The following is a 19,410-nucleotide window of genomic DNA, read 5'->3' on the forward strand; positions in this document are numbered from 1 at the left end:
TTCAGTTGTTCCCCCCGATTGCCGCCTCAATCTTTTGAACTGCTTCAGCTTCAAGAGCATCAGCCTGATCACGATCTCTGAATGCAGCTCTCACAAGTGTTTCGATTTCAGAGCGCTTAGATGCAGTCAAGAGCGGGACCGGCATTCTTGAAACAAAGTCGAAGTGAATTTCTTGCTGCTTGCTTCCTGTACTCATCGACCTCAATGCACGAAAGGCAAGCTCGCTACGAAGATATGCAAACAAGTATGCGCCAGAGAACCTACTGTCACCGGATACAACACGGAGGAAGTGCTGCGAATAGGCAAACTCCAGCCAACGTCCCGTGACCAAAATGGGACGGCAATACACTTCGTTTTCACCCAACGTCCCGCTCGACGCGATGAACACTGACTCGTCCGCCGCAAAAATTCCACGCGGGGCATGTCGCGGCGAAATCCATCGTCCCTCTGGCTGCATCCAAAATGCTTGCTTTTGGCCGACAAGACGCACTCCTTCACTAGGGGCACAATCGATCCGCTTGAATCGTGCGCCAGTGCTGAGCTGCCCTTCTTTGCAGATGGCCCCGAGAGGAATTGATCCTGCTTCTTCGATTTTCCGAAGGAGCATACGAACTCTGGGTGAGTAATTTGCAGCACGCAATGCTCGGGAGAAAGAAACTGATGCAGAGAAAGCAGTCTGTGGCGGAAGCGCATGCCACTTATGCGGTTGGCAGTCTTCAACACCAGCATATGCAAGTAACTTGCTCGTCGCTTGATTGATTCCACGCTGGAACGCTGATCGTAGATTAGCTGCAGCATTAATTAGGCGGTCAATCACTGCCTCTAGATCAGCCCCCAATCGTGGAACCTCAATATCCACGATGTGTTGAGGCTCAATGTGTTGAATGATCGCACCGTAAGTACCGGAAACAACCAGTGGCACGCCATAGCGGCTTGAAAGGAAAGCGAAGAGGTAGCCAGGAGGGATGCGTGCCGGGTCCGGGACAACTTTCATGATGTGCTGTGATGACCACATACCAGCCATGTCTGGACGCACGTAGGACATTCGACCAATCGTGCCCGAGCATGTAATCAGCGTCATGCCTTCCTGCACTTCTAGATGCGCCAGCTTCGAGGACTTTGCGTAAGCGCTTTTTAGCAGGGGGAGCGCAGATAGATCAGCAGCAAGTACGTCACTACCACTCAAAAACGGAACACCGAACTTAGGTTCATCAACCCACAGCCGTGCGAAAATAGGTCCGTTATAAATGCCTCCCTCGTGACCAGATGTAAGGGTGTGCAAGGCATCCTTGCGGAAACTCAAGCGGCGCAGCATTTCCCGAGCTTCCAGCGCCCCCGACATATACGGATTGCAATCCAGCCGTCGGCCGCCTTCTTCCAACCAGCTTGACCGAACAATCCGTGCATTCTTAAAAGAGGCAAAATTCATGTAGCCACCTCCACGGGGAACCACGCAAAAAACGCGGTATGCATCTCGACAAATGCAGTATCCGTGCAGTCTCTGATCGAGATGTGCTCCGCTAGCGCTTGATAGTTCGCAGAAGAGCGCGGCCGGCGAGCCTGCCTCGATACCCACTCTGCCGCCTCCTTTGATCGGGCCGGCTTGGCAGCAAAAATGGGCCACCAGTGGTTGTCGGCGAAGCGCTGACACAGGGACTTATCGCCACTGTAGCGAAGCGTATCTGCCCCAAGGTATTCAAAAGAGCGATAATGTGCTGCTTCAAGTCGCGTGATCATTAGCTAGGCTCCGGGTATTTGGCACGGAACTCGGCGTAAGCCTTGGCAATCTCGGGCAGGTCGTCATCAAGGATGCGCTCTTTGCGATGGAGCGTGCGTACTTGCAGACCACCACCAATGCGCACCTTCTCTTCATGGCTCACATCCACAAGGATCTCTTCACCGTCCGGTTGACGCTTATATAGCGTATTACCACGCCGGTCGAAGCCTACCTTGTCGGCCACTGCCATGAACACGGGGTAGTCCTGAATCTGCCCCAGGTCTTCTGCCTGAATGACTTCATCAGGCTTGCGCTTGAGGAAAAGCAGGCTAGTGAGTATGTTAACGTTGGCCTCGACGATAAACGATTCCACCGGAAGATCGACGCTAGCCAGTACCCAGCAGTGGCGAAGAATCCAGTAGCGGATGTACTCGTCACCTGGGTTACCCAAGATACCATCGGGCAAGACAATGCCCGCTCGACCACCCGGTTTGAGCCACTTCACGCAGCGCTCGACGAACAAAACCTCGGGCGACACCGCTGGTTTGATGGTATTTGTCATCACATAACCATCGCCTTGCCGCTCCCAGCGACGAGCCAGCTCGTACTGTTCCAGAATTGTTTTCTCAGTGACAGGAATGTCTGAACCGAACGGCGGGTTGGTCATCAGTACATCAATCGTGCCAAGCCGGATAGCTTCTTCTGCAGCCTGAACGCCGGGCAGATGCCCCAACGGGAACTCCAGCGAGTTCATGTGATAGAGGTGTCCTAGCGAGTTGCCGGCCATCATCACGTTCATTTGAGCAGCTCGCACCAGGAAAGGGTCGAAGTCAGCACCGAAAAGGTTCTTGGCTGCAAAATTGGCCAGGCGATCACGGATGGATATGAACTCTTCAGTGTCCTCATCACCTACCTTGATATGTTTTTCTTCGTGGAAGACTTTGCTCAGATAGTTCAAAGTCTCAACCAGGAAGCCCCCGGTACCGCAGGACGAATCGAACACGCGCTCGTGCTCTTTGGGTGCGAGCATCTTAACCACGAGGCTGATGGCTCCCCGCGGCGTGAAGTATTGGCCACGATCTCCACGTAGGTTGGTGCCAACGATCTCTTGATAAGCCGCGCCTTTGGCATCGACATCGGTGCGACCGAAGTCGTAGCGGGCCAACTCCGAGACGATGAAGGCCAAGGCACGATCGGACAACGTGATTTCTTCATTGCCCTTGAACAGGCCGTCGTACTTCTTTTTCACTCTTTCAAAAAGTGGCTTGATCCGTAGACGGATGGATTTCTGACCTTCGGGATCAAAGGGTTCATATGGACCTACATAGAATCCTCGTGCTTCATTGGGCTGCTGTTCGTCATACATTTTGCAGAAGATTAGATATAGAAACTGCCAAAAAGCGGCGTCCTTGGGCATGCCCTCGTTGCCATGAATGTAGTTATGGCAACGACGGAAAGCGGTGCGCAGCATCACTGGATCCGCGCGACGCATACGTCCCGTAGAGCGACCCTCAACACTGAATGTGTCATCACCCAATGGCCAGTCGCCGATGGATTTGAATTTAGTGTCGAAGCGGGTGACTTCCTTCTTGAAAAAGAAAAACTCCAGGCCATTCGTCCACAGGCTGTATTCGCAACTATCGACTTCAGCCATGACGGCTTCCAACAGCTCAAACTCTTTACTCGCCTCTTCTGGGTCACGCATACGGTACGCACCTTTGGTGCCGACCTTCGGTTCTTTGTCCACTACTACAGCTCGGCAGAGGTTATCTACCGTATGCGCCCGGCCAGGCTTGAAGATCGCGATATCAAGCTTGCGATTCTTCCCCAGCACCTTGATTTTGAAGTCAGGCTCCATGTCTTCAGCGGCGATGCCGTACTCATGGATGATGGCGCGAGAAATGCGCTGTCGAACCTTTTCTTTGTCGCTGTCTTTCACTGGGTTGCCAGTGATGTAGTCAAAAACCTTACCCTCTTCGAGCATGCGCTCTGGCACTTGGAGTTCTTGATCAAAGTCGCTCATATTATTGCTGTCCTGTATGGAGCGCTGCTCAGGCATTACGCGGCTCCTTGTTGTCAAAGTCGTCACTACTGGCAGCGGCACCGCCCTCTCGCACCCAGGCGTCCACATCATCCTTTTTGAATTTCCAGAAGCGACCAACCTTGTGCCCAGGCATACCTTTGGAGGTCACCCAGGTGTAGATGGTGTCTTTGGCTACACCCAGATATTCGGCGATTTCATCGACGGAGAGCCAGCGGTCGTCCATAGCGAATCCTACTTGCTGTATAGGAAATTTAATCGAGTTTACACGGGTTCAGACCTGCATGCATGGGTTAAGCCTGGTTAGGTCGGGTAAAACCGAATGAGCCCGTTATTCACCCGCTCCAGAGCAGAAGCGACGACACATGAAGTCAAAAAACGATGGCGCTGGTAGCAGACATAAGATCAACGCCTCGGAAGCAGAGGCCAGTGCCGTAAAAAGAGCCGGCCAAATGTCGTGCAAAAAAGCTCCACAAAAAATACGTATAGATGAGAAAGCCAGATCAAATTTGAGAATATAAAAATTTTTATTTTTCAGTTATGTGTCGTTTAAATGCTAACCACAAGCCTACTTACTCAATACCCAAAGTCGGATACTGGAAGATGGGCCTGAACGTCAGGCAGCGCCGCCCAGGAAAATGTTATCGACGTTAGCGACTCTCGCTGGCCGCGTTCCGTGCGCGCATCGCCCGTTTGTTTTCACCTAGCCTCGAGCATTGCTGGTTTCAGAAACTGGAATACATTCTCTGGCGAGAGCGCAGCCGTTTCGGTTTCTTTGACGCGTCCAAGCTGGCAGCCTACCAAATCACCTCGAAGAACTCTGTGGAGCATGTCCATCCCCAGTGGGAGGAGTTCGGCGTTGAGTTGGCTAAGGTTCACCTCGACAGCTTTGGCAATCTGGTGCTGCTGAGTCCTAGCGAAAACTTGTCCTATAGCAACCAGCGCGTCGGTAAGAAGCGAGAAGACTTCAAGGGCAAGGCCGAGATGGAATGGGATGCGCCTGCTATCGACCGGCACCAGGCGCAGATGTTGCTATTGATCAAGGAGCACTATGACGCGACGGGGACCTAAAGACTGCACCCGGTCCCAGATGACCAAACGCATCACTGGGGACGAACCGGGCGAAGTTCGGAAAATAGACGTCGTAATCTCACACCATGCATGCCACCGGGATGACCGCTTCGGGCAGTTCTCTGCCTATCATGGTTACGAAGCATGCTGGTCAACTCCGATGCAATCGCTGGTCAGATCGAATGCAAACGGGTGGTCAAGTGGAGTGCTGTATTCCAATTGGTATTCCAATTGGTATTCCAATTAAAAATTGGAAACAGATATTAATTCTGAAAATCAATGGCTTACCAAGCCGATTCAAATTACCCCGGCCCACCATTTTGTCTTCCCAGGAAGACCCGAAAAAGCCGTAAAGCCTATAGAAATCAAAGCTTTACGGCTTTTTTATTGCCCGCGTTTTCCCACCTAGTCCCAGGACATCCCACGGTTGACGGGGCATCTATGGGGCATAAAACGCTCATCAGCTCGCTCGGAGAGGATGTGCCCCCAATGCCCCTGAAAGACACCAACTGCCGCAACGCAAAGCCTGGGACAAGCCCTATCGCCTGTACGACGGACAAGGTTTGATACAGAGCGAGGACGGTTCTGTTGCGCGAGCGTTCTCAGGCCGCGAAACATGTGCGAAGACGGCGCAAAACCATGAAGTAGCAGAGTGGTTGGTTTATGAGGAACGCCGGCCCTCCCGATAAAACATTCCTTGCCAGCGACAGTGATGAATCGATATTAAATATCAGCTGACGTCGCATGGCCGTCCCGGACGTTCTCGCGCCCCAGCCCACAAGAAAATTCGGGGGAGTCGACATTCCAATATTAGAGGTTCGGGTCCAGCACAATGACGCCTTGAACTTCCCTTCGCTCCAATAACGCGTGCGCCAGCCCCGTTTCGCTCAAGGGTAACGTCGCGCCGATGACTGGTCTGATCAATCCATCTGTAACGCCATCAGCGAGGAACTGCAAAGCCTCGCGAATCAATGTTGGGCGCTGGAAGAATGCCGGCAGGTACATGCCGGCCAAGGTTTGCGCTTTGGCCATCAACCGACGAGGCGGCAACGCCTTGCCTGGCCCCCGCGTGGAGCCCACCACCACACAACGTCCCAGCATGGCGAGACACTCAAAGTTCTGATCGAATACCTCGCTGCCGATGGTTTCGAGGATCACATCAACTCCACGCCCCTCGGTCAGCTCAAGCACGCGTTCCGGCCACTGAGGAGTGTCGTAGCTAATGGCATAGTCGGCCCCGAGACCGCGCACGAATGCGCGTCGACTTTCAGTGCTGGCCGTACCGAAAACCGTCTTTGCGCCCATGGCTTTAGCAATCTGCACAGCCAGACTGCCAACCCCCCCGGCGGCGCCTTGAATCAAAACGCTTTCACCAGACTGTAAATGCGCGCATGTGCGTAGAGCTAGAAACGCAGTCACTCCCTGACAAGGTAAACCCGCCATGGCGACGTCGTTTGCTGACTCATCCAGCGTTACCAGCATGTCAGCACGAGCAATAGCCTGTTGTGCGTATGCGCCTTTAGGCATCAAGGCCATGACCTTGCGCCCGACAATGCCAGGGTCAACGCCCTCCCCTCTTTGCGAAACGCGTCCGACGAGCTGAAGTCCGGCGACATGCGGCAGCGTGACACCTCCAACGCGTGTTTCGGGCCGGTTATACATGCCCAACCGCTCACGAATATCTGGAAAATTCACCCCGATCGCAGAGGTGTCTATCAACACCTCTCCGGCCCCCGGCGCGGGCGTTGGCAAGTCGACGTAATCGAGTACTTCGGGCCCGCCGAAGCTACGGAACTGAATCGCTTTCATCATCTGAGATCCTGGATTCTTAGCACGTCAGATCTGTGAACGCAGGCCTGACTTGGAGGCTGATCGGAGGCGCGGTATGTGCTGCCGAGCAAATCGCCACCGCATTGTTTCGACTATTTCACCCCATTGAGAAACAACGTGGCGTGTCTCAAAAACAGATTCGGGTATTGATAGATCGCGCCATGGTTTGAATCCGGGTAGATCACCAGTTGGGCGTTGGGCAAAGTCTGCTGCAAGGTCACGTCATTGGCCGTATAGAAGACAATGTCATGGCTACCGGCGACTATTAACGTCGGTTGCTTGATGCCTTTCAGATAATCATCGGCGTTGTCGGCCGGTACTCCCCAGGCCGCGATGGCGGCTGCTTGTGCGGGTGCAGTCTTGCTATCGACATCGACATCGCGATTGACCTTACGTGAGCGCAGACGGGTAAGGAACTCATGTCCGGCGGCCTGGCTTTCAGCGGTCTGGGTAAAGAAAACGTCCAGCAGCAGTTCATCCGGTACGGCTCGTTTTTTTGCCAGATAGCCCTGGAATTCCGGCGTCAGCGATTCCATACCAACGCCACCGCGAGGTGATGAGCCGACCAGAATCAGGCGACGTACGAGGTTCGGATGATCAAGCGTCACTTGCTGTGCGATCAGACTGCCCATGGAAAAGCCCAGCAAGTCAGCCTTTTTCACGTTCAGTGCCTGGAGCAGGCCGGCGGCATATTTGGCCATGCCTTCGATAGTGCTCGGCACTTCACCGCCGGAACTGGCGACGCCGGCATTATCGAAGAGGATAATTTCCCGATCACGGGCAAAACCGTCGATGACTTTAGGATCCCAGCTGTCCAGGTTGCCAACGAAATGCTGGAGAAATACCAGTGGCACGCCACTGGGTTTGCCGAAGCGACGATATGCCAGGCGCACGCCGTCGACTTCGATGAACCGCGTAGGAGCGGTTTGATGGGTGTAGCTTTGAGCAGCTTTGTCTGCGGGGGTGGTGCTTGCCTGAACGGTCAGTGTCGAGCACGTAGCCGTCAGCGCGACGATGGCCAGGGTATGGCGCAACGCCCATCGGGTGTTGAGAACGGTCATGTAGAAATACCTGACAAAGACGAGTTGGTTTAGGGTCCGTCCTGACTGATTGCCGGTCGGGACGGAGCAGGATCAGGCCGGATTTTTTACACTTGGACGTTGCTGCACGTTTGTCTGCCATGCCAACAGCGCGCTGCATTGATCGGGAATGGCAATACTCGCGAAACCGGCGAAAATAAGCCCGGCAAATACCGTGATGTCGGCCATGGAAAAATGCTCGCCAGCGATATAGGGCTGGCTACGCAACACCTGATCGAAGTAGTGCATCCCAGCCACCGCTTTGTTGCGTTGACGGTTACCCCATTCGATACGACCTTCCCATTCAGGACTCTTGTATGGCTGAAGTGCGGCACCGAGCCCCGGCGTGGCGTGGTGGAAGTAAAACCCGACCGGATCCGCCAGTTCGGACTCCGCGCGCTTTTGCATCATGTGGATAATGGCCTTTTCCTTCGGCGTCTTGCCGGTGAGAATCGGGTTGCCGTCCAGATTGTCCAGATACTCGGTGATTGCGGTACATTCGGAAATGTTGGTGCCGTCATCCAATTGCAGAACTGGGACGGTCCCCAGAGGGTTGATCGCCAGGAACGCGGGTTGCTTGTGTTCCGCTGCGGGCAGGTCGATCTTGATGAACTCTATTTGCGAGCCCAGGCCTTTTTCGGCCAGAACGATACGAATGCGCAGTGGGTTAGGAAAACCAGGAATATCAAAAATCTTCATACGAGCTCCACACTATCTATCTACCTATCGATAGGTATAAGCTACTGCAAGAGTATTTTCACTGTCAACGTCTATCTATCGATAGAAAGGTAAAGTTGTGACGACGGATACGCGAGAAATGATCATGGCGGCTGCCCGAAAAATGGTGCAGACCCGAGGCTACAACGGCTTGAGCTTTCGTGAACTGGCCAAAGAGGTCGGCATCAAGAGCGCGAGCATTCACTACCACTTCCCTACCAAAGGTGACTTGGGTGCGGCTTTGGCCAAACGTTACACCGAGGATGGTCTTGAGTACCTTGATGGTCTACGCGCCCATTCCGAAGATCTGAATGTGTGGATGAAGGGTTACACCGACGTATTTCGCATGGCACTGGTCAATGACAATCGCATGTGCCTGTGCGGGATCATGGCTGCCGAATACGATGACTTACCACCCGAGGTGAGGACAGAGGTCGACGGCTTTACCGAACTGAATGTGCGCTGGTTGACGGAAGTGTTGTCTGTTTGCCGGCCACAGTTGAGCCTCGAGGAACGACAACATCAGGCACTGGCGATCTATGCGGCGGTGGAAGGAGCTCAGTTGATCGCTCGGGGGCGTGATGACATTAGCGTTTTTGACAAGACAATCGAGACGTATCGCTCGGCAGGTCTATTGCCTTAAGGTTCGCTGTTTTGTCGACACGCCTTGATTGAGGCGCCATACCTGCAGCGACGCGAGCAATCGCTGCAGGTACCGCAATGAAAATCGATCAGGTGACTAACGACGCCGGCATCATCTCCAGTTCGACGATGATTGTTACGCTTGCTTTAGCTGAGGCATATACGCGGCAAGTTCAGCAGGATCAGTTGTCGGTGGGTTGAGCTCTGTGTTGATGGTTGAACCGCCTATGAATCGTTCGAAGATTTTCCAGCCGTGTTCAGTTCGACGCAAGCGATCCATCATGGGCGAGTACAGCCAGATGCCTGGCAAATCACCGGGACTATCAATGGCCCGCCCATCTCCCAGCATCGCTGCCAACGCTGGCGTGGCGTAGCGCACAAGCAAATTCTGATATCGCACCATTACTCCATCCTCATCGACATCAACGATGTGATTGGTAGCGTGTCGGCTGACCCCTGGGATCAGGTATGGGTAGTCCTTCTCGAAAAACTGTCGGATCTCATCGTGCCCACGAATGGTGCCATGGAAGTGGTAGGCGACGGCGTCCGGTAGAAATGCATCGACCATGGCCTCAACATCCCAAGTCTCAAACCACCAATTGACCCTGTTCACGAAGTCGATCGCGCTGATTCGCTGCGCTGTATCGACGCCACTCTGGGACGAAATTCTCGGAAAAGCTTTCATGAGTACTTCCTCATTTCAGGTAGGAAATTATATGTGCAGTTGCACATCTGACGCGCAAAAAAAATTTCATTTGCCACCGGTTTGCTCAAGAAGCGAGTTACGAATCTGCACAGCTGCGGCCTCACCGATTTGATCCTCACGCTCAAGCTGCGCAGCTTTCCAATGAGGTTCAGCCTCCTTGAACTTCGCTCGTCCTTGCGCTGACAGTGAGAGTCTGATGGCAGATCGCGGCCCTTCGGCATGGCTAGCGACATAACCTTCGCTCTGCAGCGGCTTCAATGCCCGAACCAACGTGGTTCGTTCCATGACCATCACCTCCGCCAGTTCGGCGATCATGATCCCGGGATGTTCATTGATCAGTGCAAGAACGGAAAATTGCGAGACAGTGAGGCTCGCAGCAGCCAGATGCCGGTCGTAGAGGCGGGTGAGCAGACGCGCATGGCGTCTTGCGGCGAGACAATGACAAAGGTCGGCGTCATGGGGGCTTTTCATGACGCCCATAATATGTGCATATACACACCAGTCAAGTACAAATATTGAGACACCGAGACTTGCGCGGTGCCAACGAAACTCATAAAGGTCAGTAAAACTGTCGCAACGGCCCCAGATCGCCCGTGTTCGCGGCATTCGCAAACCTAATTTACGAGGCTGGAAAGTTATGTCCGAAACACGAGAACTCTACGGCGCGTCAACGGGAAACAGTATTCGAGCTGCGATCGCCCTTGCTGAAGCGAGCATAGAATTTACCCCAAGGTGCCTTGATCTGCGCTCGGGCGATCAGCGTGCCCCGGAATATCTGGCGCTTAACCCGTTAGGTAAGGTTCCGACGTTCGCCGATCACAGCGTTTCCCCCGCCCTAGTCATCAATCAATCGAACGCAATTATTCAATACGCTGACGAGCAGGCGCCTGGTCGGCTGTCGCCCGAAAGACCGAGCGCTCAACGATATAGGGTTTATGACCGGTTTTATTTCTTCGTTACGGATGTTATCGCTCCTAGCCACAGCGCTTTTTTCCTGCGCCAGACAGGGCAACAAGACGCCTCTGCGCCACTGGATCGAAGAGCGCTGGAGCACCTGCTGATGGCGGAAGCTTTCCTTGAAGGCGAGTACATGGCGGGCGACTTCTTCTCAATGGCCGATATTTCGGCGTTTACGTTTGCAAGATCGGTGCACGGCCAAGTTGACTGGGAAAAACTGCCCCGTATGACACGCTGGCTGGCGTTGATAGAAACCCGGCCCGCAGTGAGGCTGGGTTTGCAGGCGTTTGAATCTGCGCCGTCGTTGCGAAAATAATCGTTCAGCGCCATGTCTTGATTTTCGCCTCCTGCAACAACGCCACCTCCCCCCTAAGGTACCGCTGATTTCCTCGAGCTGAATTATTCGTTGACAATGATTATTCTCATAATCTAATTATATTACGGTGATAATAATTTCCAGCGACATATTCGGTTGGAACCTAAGAGAGAGAAAACGATGACGAGCCCCACTATCCTCATTACCGGCGCCAGCGGTTTTACCGGCAGGAGAACCGTTGAGATATTGCGTGAGAAAAAATACGCGGTACGTGCGCTGGTCCGCACGAACGATGAACGAGCGGACAGATTGCGCCAACTGGGTGCCGATGTTGTGGTCGCAGACCTGCTGGACTTGAACGCAGTTCGAGCAGCGCTTGAAGGCATCAAGCGAGCTTATTTCGTTTACCCAATCGCACCTGGCTTGATTGAAGCGACTGCCCACTTCGCTCTCGCTGCTAGAGAAGCCGGGGTAGAGTCAGTTGTAAACATGTCTCAAGTTTCGGCACGTCGCGTGGCCAAGAGTCACGCAGCCCTCAACCACTACACAGCCGAGCGAGTGTTTGACTGGTCGGGCCTGGATATGACCCACTTGCGGCCCACTTACTTTGCACAATGGCTGATCTACCCGCACTGGCGAAAACACATTGTTGAACACAGCGAGATTCGCCTGCCGTTTGGTTCAGGTCGTCACGCGCCGATCGCAGCAGAGGATCAGGCTCGGCTGATCGCTGCCATCCTGGAAAACCCGCAGCCCCACAAGGGCAGGACGTACCCGTTGTACGGTCCGGTGGAACTGAACCAACAGGCCGTAGCTGACGAAGTCGGCAGAGTATTGGGTCGTGACATCAAATACGTGGCGATAACACTGGATCAGTACCGCCAGGAGTTGCAGAGCGACGGCTTACAGCCTTTCCTCATTCAGCATCTGCTGGAAGTTGCCAAGGACTACCAGCAGGGTGTGTTCGCCGGTGAGGATTCCATTATTGGCGAAATCACGGGACAGCCACCGATGACTGTTCAAGCGTTCGTGACCTTACACAAGGATCTGTTCAGCAGATAAAACCCTTGTCGAGTTGCGATAAGCGATGCTGCAGCCAGACACCCGGAAGCCAACCTGCCTCCGGGTGTCACATTTCCCAAGGCAAGTATCCCCAGATGTGCATTCACCAACTATCCGCCTCAGGTGACGAGTCACTGAGCTCCGTCCGGACGTTTGAGCCGGGCCTGGTTTGCACAGGCCAGGAACGTCTCGATGACCTGGCTGCGGCGTTCGGCGAGGCAGTAAAGGTACGTCTCTGTATGCACCGGATCCCCTTCGATACGAATGGCTTTGAGGTTTGCACCTGGGATGTACTCGGCCTCGGATACAACACCCAGGCCGATGCCCCTGGCGACTGCTTCCCGTAGTGCCTCTCGACTACCGATCTCCATGACCATACGCGGCGTCACGTCCCGTTCGGCCAGCGCCCGCTCAAATGCCAGGCGTGTCGTTGAGCCTTGCTCGCGGCGTAACATCGGCTGCCCCTGTAGTTCTTCCAGGCGTACGACATCGCGCTGTGCCAGCGGATGCTGGTGATGAGCAAACACGATTACCCGGTGCCGGGCATAGAGCGTGGAGTGGAACGACGGATCTTCATGCAGGCCTGCGAGGACTCCGATGTCTGTCACGTAGTTTTCCAAGTCCGCCAACACCGAGGCCGAGTTGCCCACCCGGATCGACAGCTCTACCTGGGGGAACTCGCGACGATAAGCATCGACCATTTCGATGACGTGAAACGGGCCAACCGCCCCCAGTCGCAACTGTCCCCTGACCATTGTCCCGGAGTCACGCAATAAGCCATGCGCTTCGGCTTCAAGGGCCATCAACTGCTGAGCGATAGGCAACAGTTGGCGGCCAACCGTCGACAGCTCGGCGCGGCGCCCACGGCGGTGGAACAACTCCAGGTTATGCAAGCGCTCCAAGGCCTGTATCTGCGTGGTGACCGTCGGTTGGCTAAGCCCAAGTGATCGTGCCCCCGCGCTGAAGCTTCCCTGACGGGCCACAGCCAGAAACGCGCGCAGCTTACTGTTCGACATCCATAGACTCCCTCAATACTTTTTCGTGTAAACCAATATTGAATCGATGGCATGACGGTCACATTACAAAAATAAGGTAAGCGGCATACCCAACCACGACTCGGATATGCCATGAAAATTCTTCGTAAGCTGTTTTGCGCTGCCAGTGTGTCCCTACCGCTGCTGATCAGCAGTGAAGTATCTGCCGAGACGGCGCTGAGGATCGGCCTGATTCCATCCGAAGATTCTCAATCGATGATCGAGAGCAGCCAACAGGTGCTCGACCAGTTGCAGGCGAAGTTGGGCATGCCCGTCAAGCCGTTCGTGGCCACCGACTACAACGGTGTCATCGAGGCGTTGCGCTCCAAGAAGCTGGATGTTGCTTACCTTGGGCCATTTTCCTACGTGCTTGCCAGCCAGGTGGCCGACGTGGAAGCGTTCGCCGTGGCAGTCACTAAAAAAACCGGCAAAAGTGCCTATCGCAGCCTGATCGTGGCCCGCTCCGACAGCGGCCTGAAGTCGCTGGCCGACTTGAAGGGTCATACGTTCGCTTTCGTCGATCCAAGTTCGACGTCCGGTCACCTCTTTCCCAAAGCCGGTATCGAGAAGGCTGGTTATCAGCCGGACAAGCTGTTTTCCCGCGTGATTTTTTCTGGCTCGCACGATGCGAGCATCCTGGCCGTGGCCAACGGCAAGGTGGACGCTGCCGCTGTGGCTGACCGCATTCTGGCGACCGCCACGACGCAGGGTGAAGTCAAGCCGGACGAGTTGCGCGTCGTCTGGAGCTCGTCGGATATTCCCGAGTCACCGATGGTGTGGCGCAAGGATCTGGATCCGGCGCTGAAGCAGAAGCTGGCGGCTGCACTGGCCGAGGTCAAGGATATCCCCTGGGGCGATCAGGGCATGCTCAACGGTTTTCAACCCACCCGCGACGGCGCGTACGACGTGGTCCGAGAGACCGCCAAGGTACTCGATCTCGACCTGAGCAAAATGAAATGATCAGGGTTCATCAACTCACCAAGCACTACGGGGACAACCCCGTGCTCAGAGGCATCGACCTGCAGATCGGAGCCGGTGAGTTCGTCGTCGTGCTTGGGCAATCAGGTGCTGGAAAATCCACGCTGCTGCGTTGCATGAATCGGCTGGCCCAGGCAGATGGTGGCGAGCTTCACATCGCTGGGGTCGACGCAATGCAGTCACGTGACGAGCGCGCCCTGCGTCGTCAGGTGGCGATGATCTTCCAGCATCACAATGTGGTACCGCGCCTTTCGGTGTTGAAAAACGTACTCACTGGACGCCTGGGATCGCTGTCGACACTGGCCTCGGTACTCCAGCTGTTCAGTCGAGCCGACGTGGAATTAGCGCAACAATGCCTGCGCCGAGTAGAGCTGCTGCACAAAGCTGACGCGCGCACTGACTCGCTGTCGGGTGGGCAAATGCAAAGGGTCGGGATCGCACGCGCACTCGCCCAGCAACCCAAGGTAATTCTCGCTGACGAGCCCGTTGCCAGTCTTGATCCAAAGACGGCGCGGCTGGTCATGCAGTACCTGCGTGATGCCAGTCGCGAGCTCGGCATTACCGTGGTGTGCAACCTGCACCAAGTCGATTTCGCAAGAGAGTTTGGCGACCGAATCATCGGCCTTGCCCATGGTCGCCTCGTTTATGACGGTGACGCGAGCGGTCTCGATCAACCCACGCTGAATCGTATCTATCCAGCGACAGGCGCGGATGACAATGCGACGGACATTGAATGCTCCTCGCCGCTGCGTTACAGCAATAGCTTGGGAGGCTGACATGCGCACTGAAAATTACCGCTGGATGGTTAAAACGCCGGACAGCCTTCGCGGCTGGGCTTCAACAGCCTCGCTGGTATTGATATTGATGGTCGTTTTGCACTGGAGTGCCAATGGCGCTCAGCTCAGTTGGGGGGAGTTGGCGGCCGGCCTTCCGCAAATCGGCGATTTCCTGTCTCGGTCAGTGCCACCCAACCTGGATATCTTGCCCAAGTTGATAGCGCCGGCTCTGGAGACCTTGCAGATCGCAATCTGGGGCACGCTCCTGGGTATCCTCTTCGCCGTGCCGCTGGCCTTTCTCGCTGCACGTAATCTGCAAAGCAACCGCTGGCTGTATCAAGGAACCCGACAAGCGCTCAACGTCATTCGCAGTATCAACGAGCTGATCCTCGCGCTGGTCTTTGTCTCCGCTGTGGGCTTGGGACCCTTTCCCGGCGTACTGGCGCTTGCCGTCCATGGCATTGGCATGCTCGGCAAGTTTTTCGCCGAGAGCATCGAAGAGATTGATCAGGGCCCTCTGGAAGCACTTCGAGCCACGGGCGCGCGACCGCTGCAGGTGATTGTGTTCGGGGTCATACCGCAAGTCATTACAGCCTGGATCGCCGTGATCCTCTATCGCTTCGAGGTCAACCTGCGCTCGGCGACCGTGCTGGGCATGGTCGGTGCTGGTGGTCTCGGATTCGAGCTGGTGAGCAGCATCAAGCTGTTCAAATACCAGGAGACTGCCACCTGCATCATTGTGATCACGGTGATGGTAATCGCCGCCGACATGGTTTCGAACCGCTTGCGAGCCTCGATTCAGCAGGGCGGCAGACACTAGCCCATCACGCTCGTCGCCGCGTTTCAGCCGGCGATCACGCCCCTTTTACCCGACTTGATCCAGCGGAGTATCCCAGTGGTCACGCACACCCATTCAACGCCTGGCAGTATCGGCCTGGCCGATGCAGAACTCGTATCAATCGATTTGAGCTCATGTAATGCGCCAGCGAACATGGCCGCACCTTCAAATAACAAGGGGAACGTCATGCCTGCCCACTTCCATAATCCGGTCGCCACTTATTTTGGCGGCGGTAGCTTGAGCCAGATCACTGCACTCACCGAGGGCCAGACGGTCGCCTTGGTGACTTTCCCGGAAGCCCGTGGCCTGGGCGTGATCGATAAGATCCAGGCGCTGCTGGGTGAGCGTCTTATTCATATCGTGGAAGATGTGCAGCCCAACCCGGATGTCTCGCAGTTGAGCGCCACTTACGAGCGTTTCTGGGCGCAGGCCGGAGGTTGTGAAACCGTGTTGGCGGTGGGAGGGGGCAGTGCGATCGATACCGCCAAGGCTCTGATCGTCGGTACGGCATCAGGGCGTTTCGATGAACTGCTGACTTTGCTGGGCAGTGGCAAGCCCTTCACGCCGGCGCGCTGCAAGGCGCTCATTGCAGCACCTACAACAGCCGGTACTGGCAGCGAAGTGACGCCATGGGCAACGATCTGGGATTCAGGCCAGCAAAAGAAGTACTCGCTGCATCTGGAGTGCACCTGGCCCAAAGCGGCGATCATTGACCCGGACCTGATGCTCACTGTGCCGGCAGGTGTGACGGTATCCACCGGCCTTGATGCCCTGTCACATGCGCTGGAGTCGATCTGGAACGTCAACGCCAACCCGATCTCCGACACTTTTGCGACCTCTGCCATCGAAGACATCCTGGACTGCCTGCCTCGCTTGCGCCAGGACCTGTCCAGCCGCGAGCTTCGTTCGCGAATGGCGTTGGCAGCCCTGAAAGCGGGCCTGGCATTTTCCAACACCAAGACCGCGCTGGCCCATTCCATTTCCTACGAGATGACGCTGCGTCATGGCTTGCCGCACGGCATCGCCTGCTCCTTTACGCTGCCACACGTACTGGGGCTGGCGTGGGGCCGCGACGCCGCTCGGGACCAGACGCTACAGCGTGTCTTTGGAACTGACCTGGCCGAGGCCCAGGAGCGCTTGCGCAGCTTTCTCCATCACCTGGACGTGAAGACCGAGTTCACCGACTACGGGGTGACGGAGGTCGAGGCGCAGGAGATGATCCTTTCTGCCATGCAGGGCGCCCGCGGCAAGAATTTCATCGGCTCGCGGGCTGCCTGATACGTCGCTTACCCAAACGAGGGCGACTGATTAGGCCGCCTATTTCCTGTTGCACCGAATAAGAGTGCCGCTCTTCGACCACCTGGTTGAAGGCGTAACAAAAAGGAAAACATGATGAATCGTGAGCATGCTCTGTCTGGTCTCGCTGTGTCCGCAGCCCCATCCTTTCGCTTGGCTCAGTGGCGAATGCTGCTGGCGGCGATGTTCTGCTACCTGTTTTTCTACACCGGTCGGCAAACGTTCGGCTTCGCAATTCCCGGCATGCAGGCTGAGTTCGGCCTGAGCAAGGAGACCCTGGGCTGGGTTTCTGCGGCGATGCTGTGGGCTTACGCCATCGGCCAAGCTATCAATGGAAACCTGGCGGACAAGTTCGGCGGGCGCCGCATCATGACGCTGGGGGCTGTCCTCTCCTGCGCCGCCAATTGGGTGACCAGCTTCGCCAGCGGCATCGTCAGCCTCATCCTACCGTGGGGCGTCAATGGCTACTTTCAGGCGCTTGGCTGGGCGCCAGGTAGCCGTCTGCTGTCCAATTGGTGGGGAGTGTCGGAGCGCGGCAAGGTATATGGGTTCTACGTGTTCGCGGCAGGTTGTGCCTCGATTCTGTCCTATGTCACATCGGTGGTCGTGCTGGAAGTGTTAGAGCTCGAATGGCGCTGGATTTTCCGTCTGCCAGTGTTGCTCATGCTGGCCGGCGGTATCCTGTTTTACTTCATCGCCCGGGAGCGCCCACAGGACATGGGGTTCGAGCCGCTTACCGACACCGGCGTGGCAAACGCCGATGACAAGGGACAAGAAGCCTCGGATGAAGTCGAGACCTCGGCTCAGCGCTACAAAGCAGTCCTGAAGAATACGCGTCTGATCATCGCCGCCGTTTCTCTCGGGTTTCAGAATGCGGCGCGGTATGGCTTGATCGTCTGGGTGCCGGTGCATTTCCTGGGTGCCGACTGGAAAAGCGGCGACAGCTGGATCGATCCGAAATGGATCACCGTCGCGCTGCCGGTTGGCATGGCGGTAGGTGCGCTCAGCAACGGTTGGGTGTCCGACAAGTTATTCGGCTCCAAGCGCTACCTGGCCATCATGTTGTACATGTTCCTCGGCGCAGCCACCAGCCTATGGATGTGGAGCCTGCCGGCACATAGCACCGTCGGCTTGATCGCCCTGTTCCTCTGCGGTTTTTTCGTCTACGGCCCCGCCTCCAGCTTCTGGGCGCTGTGCCCCGATCTGGTTGGCGCCAAGCGCGCAGGCACCGCCACCGGCATCATGAATTTCTCCTCTTACCTGTTCGCCGGCCTGGCTGAGCCATTGATCGGCAGCATGCTGGACAGCACGGGCAACACGTCATTGATATTCGTAGTCGTCGCTTCTGCCTGTATCTGCAGTGCAATGGTCGCATTGTTCGTACGGCGCTGACCTAGGCTTAACCAGCGGAACTCACGAAATCGGTAATCGCCATGTATCAGTACCACAAATGGCTTCGCTCCTTTCACGCAGTCGCTCGCAATGGCAGCTTCACGCTTGCTGCTGAGTATCTGAGCGTGGGACAGCCGACTGTCAGCGAGCAGGTGAGCGCGTTGGAGAACATGTTCTCCGTCGAGCTCTTCCATCGTCGCGGGCGTTCCATCGAGATGACGGCTGCCGGTCGCCAACTCTATGCGATCACCCAGGGCCTGTTCGGTCAGGAGGATGAAGCTGTGCAATTGCTGCAGAGCTTCCGCCAACGAAAGGCAGGTTTGTTGAGGCTCGGCGCAGTTTCGCCGCCCATCGCCATGAGCCTGACGTATGCGTTGATGCAGCAGTACCCGGATGTGGAGTTGGAAACCTCTTTTTCCTCTGAACGGGAAACACTGGATCGGCTTTACAACTTCGACATCGATGTGGCGATCCTGGCGCTCTCGGAGTTCGATCATCGCCTGCACACACAGTTATATCGGCGTTACCCGATTGTCGGCGTGGTCCGCGAGGATCATCCATGGGCAGGACTGGAACAGGTTCGGATCGAACAGATTCGCGGCGAGCGAGTGGTTTTGCGCGAGCAGGCTTCACGCACCCGGCAGTTGGTGGAAGAGGCCTGTCATCGAGCCGGCATCGAGCTCGACTGCGCCATGCAGCTCAACAGCCGCGAAGCGATCGTGCATGCCATCGCTCAGGGCATAGGTATCGGTTTCGTCTCGGCGGTGGAATACGCGGAAACACCCGGTACCCGGCCGGTCACCTTTGTCGATCATCCGTTTCACATCGAATATCACCTGTGCTGCCTGGGCATTCGTCGTAACCGACCAATGATTGTCGAGCTGTTCGAAAACTGCACACCGCCACCGACCTGAATGCCATCGATTTCATCACTCAGCCTGCCCATTCAATGGGGGGG

Annotated in this window: 19 protein-coding genes; 10 read left to right on the forward strand and 9 right to left on the reverse strand. The window is 55.8% G+C overall.

Features of this window, described 5'->3' with window-relative positions; all coding sequences use genetic code 11:
* Window position 1: 1 nt before the first annotated feature.
* From mads5 to mads1, 3 genes are all read right to left on the reverse strand, one after another.
* Complete coding sequence (gene mads5, locus J3P81_RS21345; RefSeq protein WP_434560751.1) at window positions 2–1,429, reverse strand: methylation-associated defense system restriction endonuclease subunit S MAD5; 1,428 nt, start codon at window positions 1,427–1,429, stop codon at window positions 2–4.
* Window positions 1,430–1,736: 307 nt separating this feature from the next.
* Window positions 1,737–3,776, reverse strand: coding sequence for a methylation-associated defense system DNA methyltransferase MAD2 (mads2, locus tag J3P81_RS21350; RefSeq protein WP_434560753.1), 2,040 nt, complete (start codon window positions 3,774–3,776; stop codon window positions 1,737–1,739).
* Window positions 3,769–3,984: a methylation-associated defense system helix-turn-helix domain-containing protein MAD1 gene (gene mads1 / locus J3P81_RS21355; protein ID WP_248671835.1), complete on the reverse strand. Its 216-nt coding sequence runs from the start codon at window positions 3,982–3,984 to the stop codon at window positions 3,769–3,771. Before mads1 ends, mads2 begins: the two co-directional genes overlap by 8 nt.
* 467 nt (window positions 3,985–4,451) lie before the next feature.
* Between mads1 and J3P81_RS21360 the strand changes: the two genes are divergently transcribed.
* A complete protein-coding gene (locus J3P81_RS21360) occupies window positions 4,452–4,829 on the forward strand; it encodes an HNH endonuclease family protein (RefSeq protein ID WP_434560755.1) in 378 nt (125 codons plus the stop codon).
* Between the two features lie 810 nt (window positions 4,830–5,639).
* Here the strand turns inward: J3P81_RS21360 and J3P81_RS21365 are convergent.
* From J3P81_RS21365 to J3P81_RS21375, 3 genes are all read right to left on the reverse strand, one after another.
* Window positions 5,640–6,641, reverse strand: a complete 1,002-nt coding sequence (locus J3P81_RS21365; RefSeq protein WP_434560757.1) for a quinone oxidoreductase family protein — start codon at window positions 6,639–6,641, stop codon at window positions 5,640–5,642.
* A gap of 110 nt (window positions 6,642–6,751) precedes the next feature.
* On the reverse strand, window positions 6,752–7,720 hold the full coding sequence (locus J3P81_RS21370) for an alpha/beta fold hydrolase (RefSeq protein WP_434560759.1): 969 nt from the start codon (window positions 7,718–7,720) through the stop codon (window positions 6,752–6,754).
* Window positions 7,721–7,792: 72 nt separating this feature from the next.
* Window positions 7,793–8,437 carry a glutathione S-transferase gene (locus J3P81_RS21375; protein ID WP_434560761.1) on the reverse strand — a complete coding sequence of 215 codons (645 nt, stop codon included), beginning with the start codon at window positions 8,435–8,437 and terminating at the stop codon, window positions 7,793–7,795.
* A gap of 97 nt (window positions 8,438–8,534) precedes the next feature.
* On the opposite strand from J3P81_RS21375, the gene J3P81_RS21380 reads away from it, so the two are divergent.
* Window positions 8,535–9,098 carry a TetR/AcrR family transcriptional regulator gene (locus J3P81_RS21380; protein ID WP_434560763.1) on the forward strand — a complete coding sequence of 188 codons (564 nt, stop codon included), beginning with the start codon at window positions 8,535–8,537 and terminating at the stop codon, window positions 9,096–9,098.
* Window positions 9,099–9,233: 135 nt separating this feature from the next.
* Here J3P81_RS21380 and J3P81_RS21385 read toward each other — a convergent pair whose 3' ends face one another.
* Together J3P81_RS21385 and J3P81_RS21390 are read right to left on the reverse strand one after the other, a co-directional pair.
* Window positions 9,234–9,782: a nuclear transport factor 2 family protein gene (locus J3P81_RS21385; protein WP_434560765.1), complete on the reverse strand. Its 549-nt coding sequence runs from the start codon at window positions 9,780–9,782 to the stop codon at window positions 9,234–9,236.
* Window positions 9,783–9,848: 66 nt separating this feature from the next.
* Window positions 9,849–10,274, reverse strand: coding sequence for a MarR family winged helix-turn-helix transcriptional regulator (locus J3P81_RS21390; protein ID WP_434560767.1), 426 nt, complete (start codon window positions 10,272–10,274; stop codon window positions 9,849–9,851).
* Between the two features lie 166 nt (window positions 10,275–10,440).
* Here J3P81_RS21390 and J3P81_RS21395 point away from each other — a divergent pair, with 166 nt between their 5' ends.
* Both J3P81_RS21395 and J3P81_RS21400 read left to right on the forward strand, forming a co-directional pair.
* Window positions 10,441–11,076, forward strand: a complete 636-nt coding sequence (locus J3P81_RS21395; RefSeq protein ID WP_434560769.1) for a glutathione S-transferase family protein — start codon at window positions 10,441–10,443, stop codon at window positions 11,074–11,076.
* A gap of 180 nt (window positions 11,077–11,256) precedes the next feature.
* The gene (locus J3P81_RS21400) at window positions 11,257–12,138 is read left to right on the forward strand and encodes an NmrA family NAD(P)-binding protein (RefSeq protein WP_434560771.1); all 882 of its coding nucleotides are present in this window, start codon (window positions 11,257–11,259) and stop codon (window positions 12,136–12,138) included.
* A 131-nt stretch (window positions 12,139–12,269) separates the two neighbouring features.
* Here the strand turns inward: J3P81_RS21400 and J3P81_RS21405 are convergent, their stop codons facing one another.
* Entirely contained in the window at window positions 12,270–13,154 is an 885-nt protein-coding gene (locus tag J3P81_RS21405) for a LysR substrate-binding domain-containing protein (RefSeq protein ID WP_420765618.1), read from the reverse strand.
* A 111-nt stretch (window positions 13,155–13,265) separates the two neighbouring features.
* Here J3P81_RS21405 and phnD point away from each other — a divergent pair, with 111 nt between their 5' ends.
* The 6 genes from phnD to J3P81_RS21435 all read left to right on the forward strand — a co-directional run bounded on the left by phnD (window position 13,266) and on the right by J3P81_RS21435 (window position 19,366).
* The gene (phnD, locus tag J3P81_RS21410; protein ID WP_434560773.1) at window positions 13,266–14,132 is read left to right on the forward strand and encodes a phosphonate ABC transporter substrate-binding protein; all 867 of its coding nucleotides are present in this window, start codon (window positions 13,266–13,268) and stop codon (window positions 14,130–14,132) included.
* Entirely contained in the window at window positions 14,129–14,926 is a 798-nt protein-coding gene (phnC, locus tag J3P81_RS21415) for a phosphonate ABC transporter ATP-binding protein (RefSeq protein WP_434560775.1), read from the forward strand. Before phnD ends, phnC begins: the two co-directional genes overlap by 4 nt.
* A 1-nt stretch (window position 14,927) precedes the next feature.
* A complete protein-coding gene (phnE, locus tag J3P81_RS21420) occupies window positions 14,928–15,746 on the forward strand; it encodes a phosphonate ABC transporter, permease protein PhnE (RefSeq protein ID WP_434560777.1) in 819 nt (272 codons plus the stop codon).
* Window positions 15,747–15,950: 204 nt separating this feature from the next.
* Complete coding sequence (psrA, locus tag J3P81_RS21425; RefSeq protein ID WP_420765621.1) at window positions 15,951–17,042, forward strand: iron-containing alcohol dehydrogenase PsrA; 1,092 nt, start codon at window positions 15,951–15,953, stop codon at window positions 17,040–17,042.
* 114 nt (window positions 17,043–17,156) lie between these two features.
* Entirely contained in the window at window positions 17,157–18,452 is a 1,296-nt protein-coding gene (locus tag J3P81_RS21430) for an MFS transporter (protein ID WP_434560779.1), read from the forward strand.
* A 41-nt stretch (window positions 18,453–18,493) separates the two neighbouring features.
* Complete coding sequence (locus J3P81_RS21435) at window positions 18,494–19,366, forward strand: LysR substrate-binding domain-containing protein (protein ID WP_420765623.1); 873 nt, start codon at window positions 18,494–18,496, stop codon at window positions 19,364–19,366.
* Window positions 19,367–19,410 lie beyond the last annotated feature (44 nt).

This window comes from Pseudomonas sp. R1-6 (assembly GCF_051132115.1).
GTDB lineage: Bacteria > Pseudomonadota > Gammaproteobacteria > Pseudomonadales > Pseudomonadaceae > Aquipseudomonas.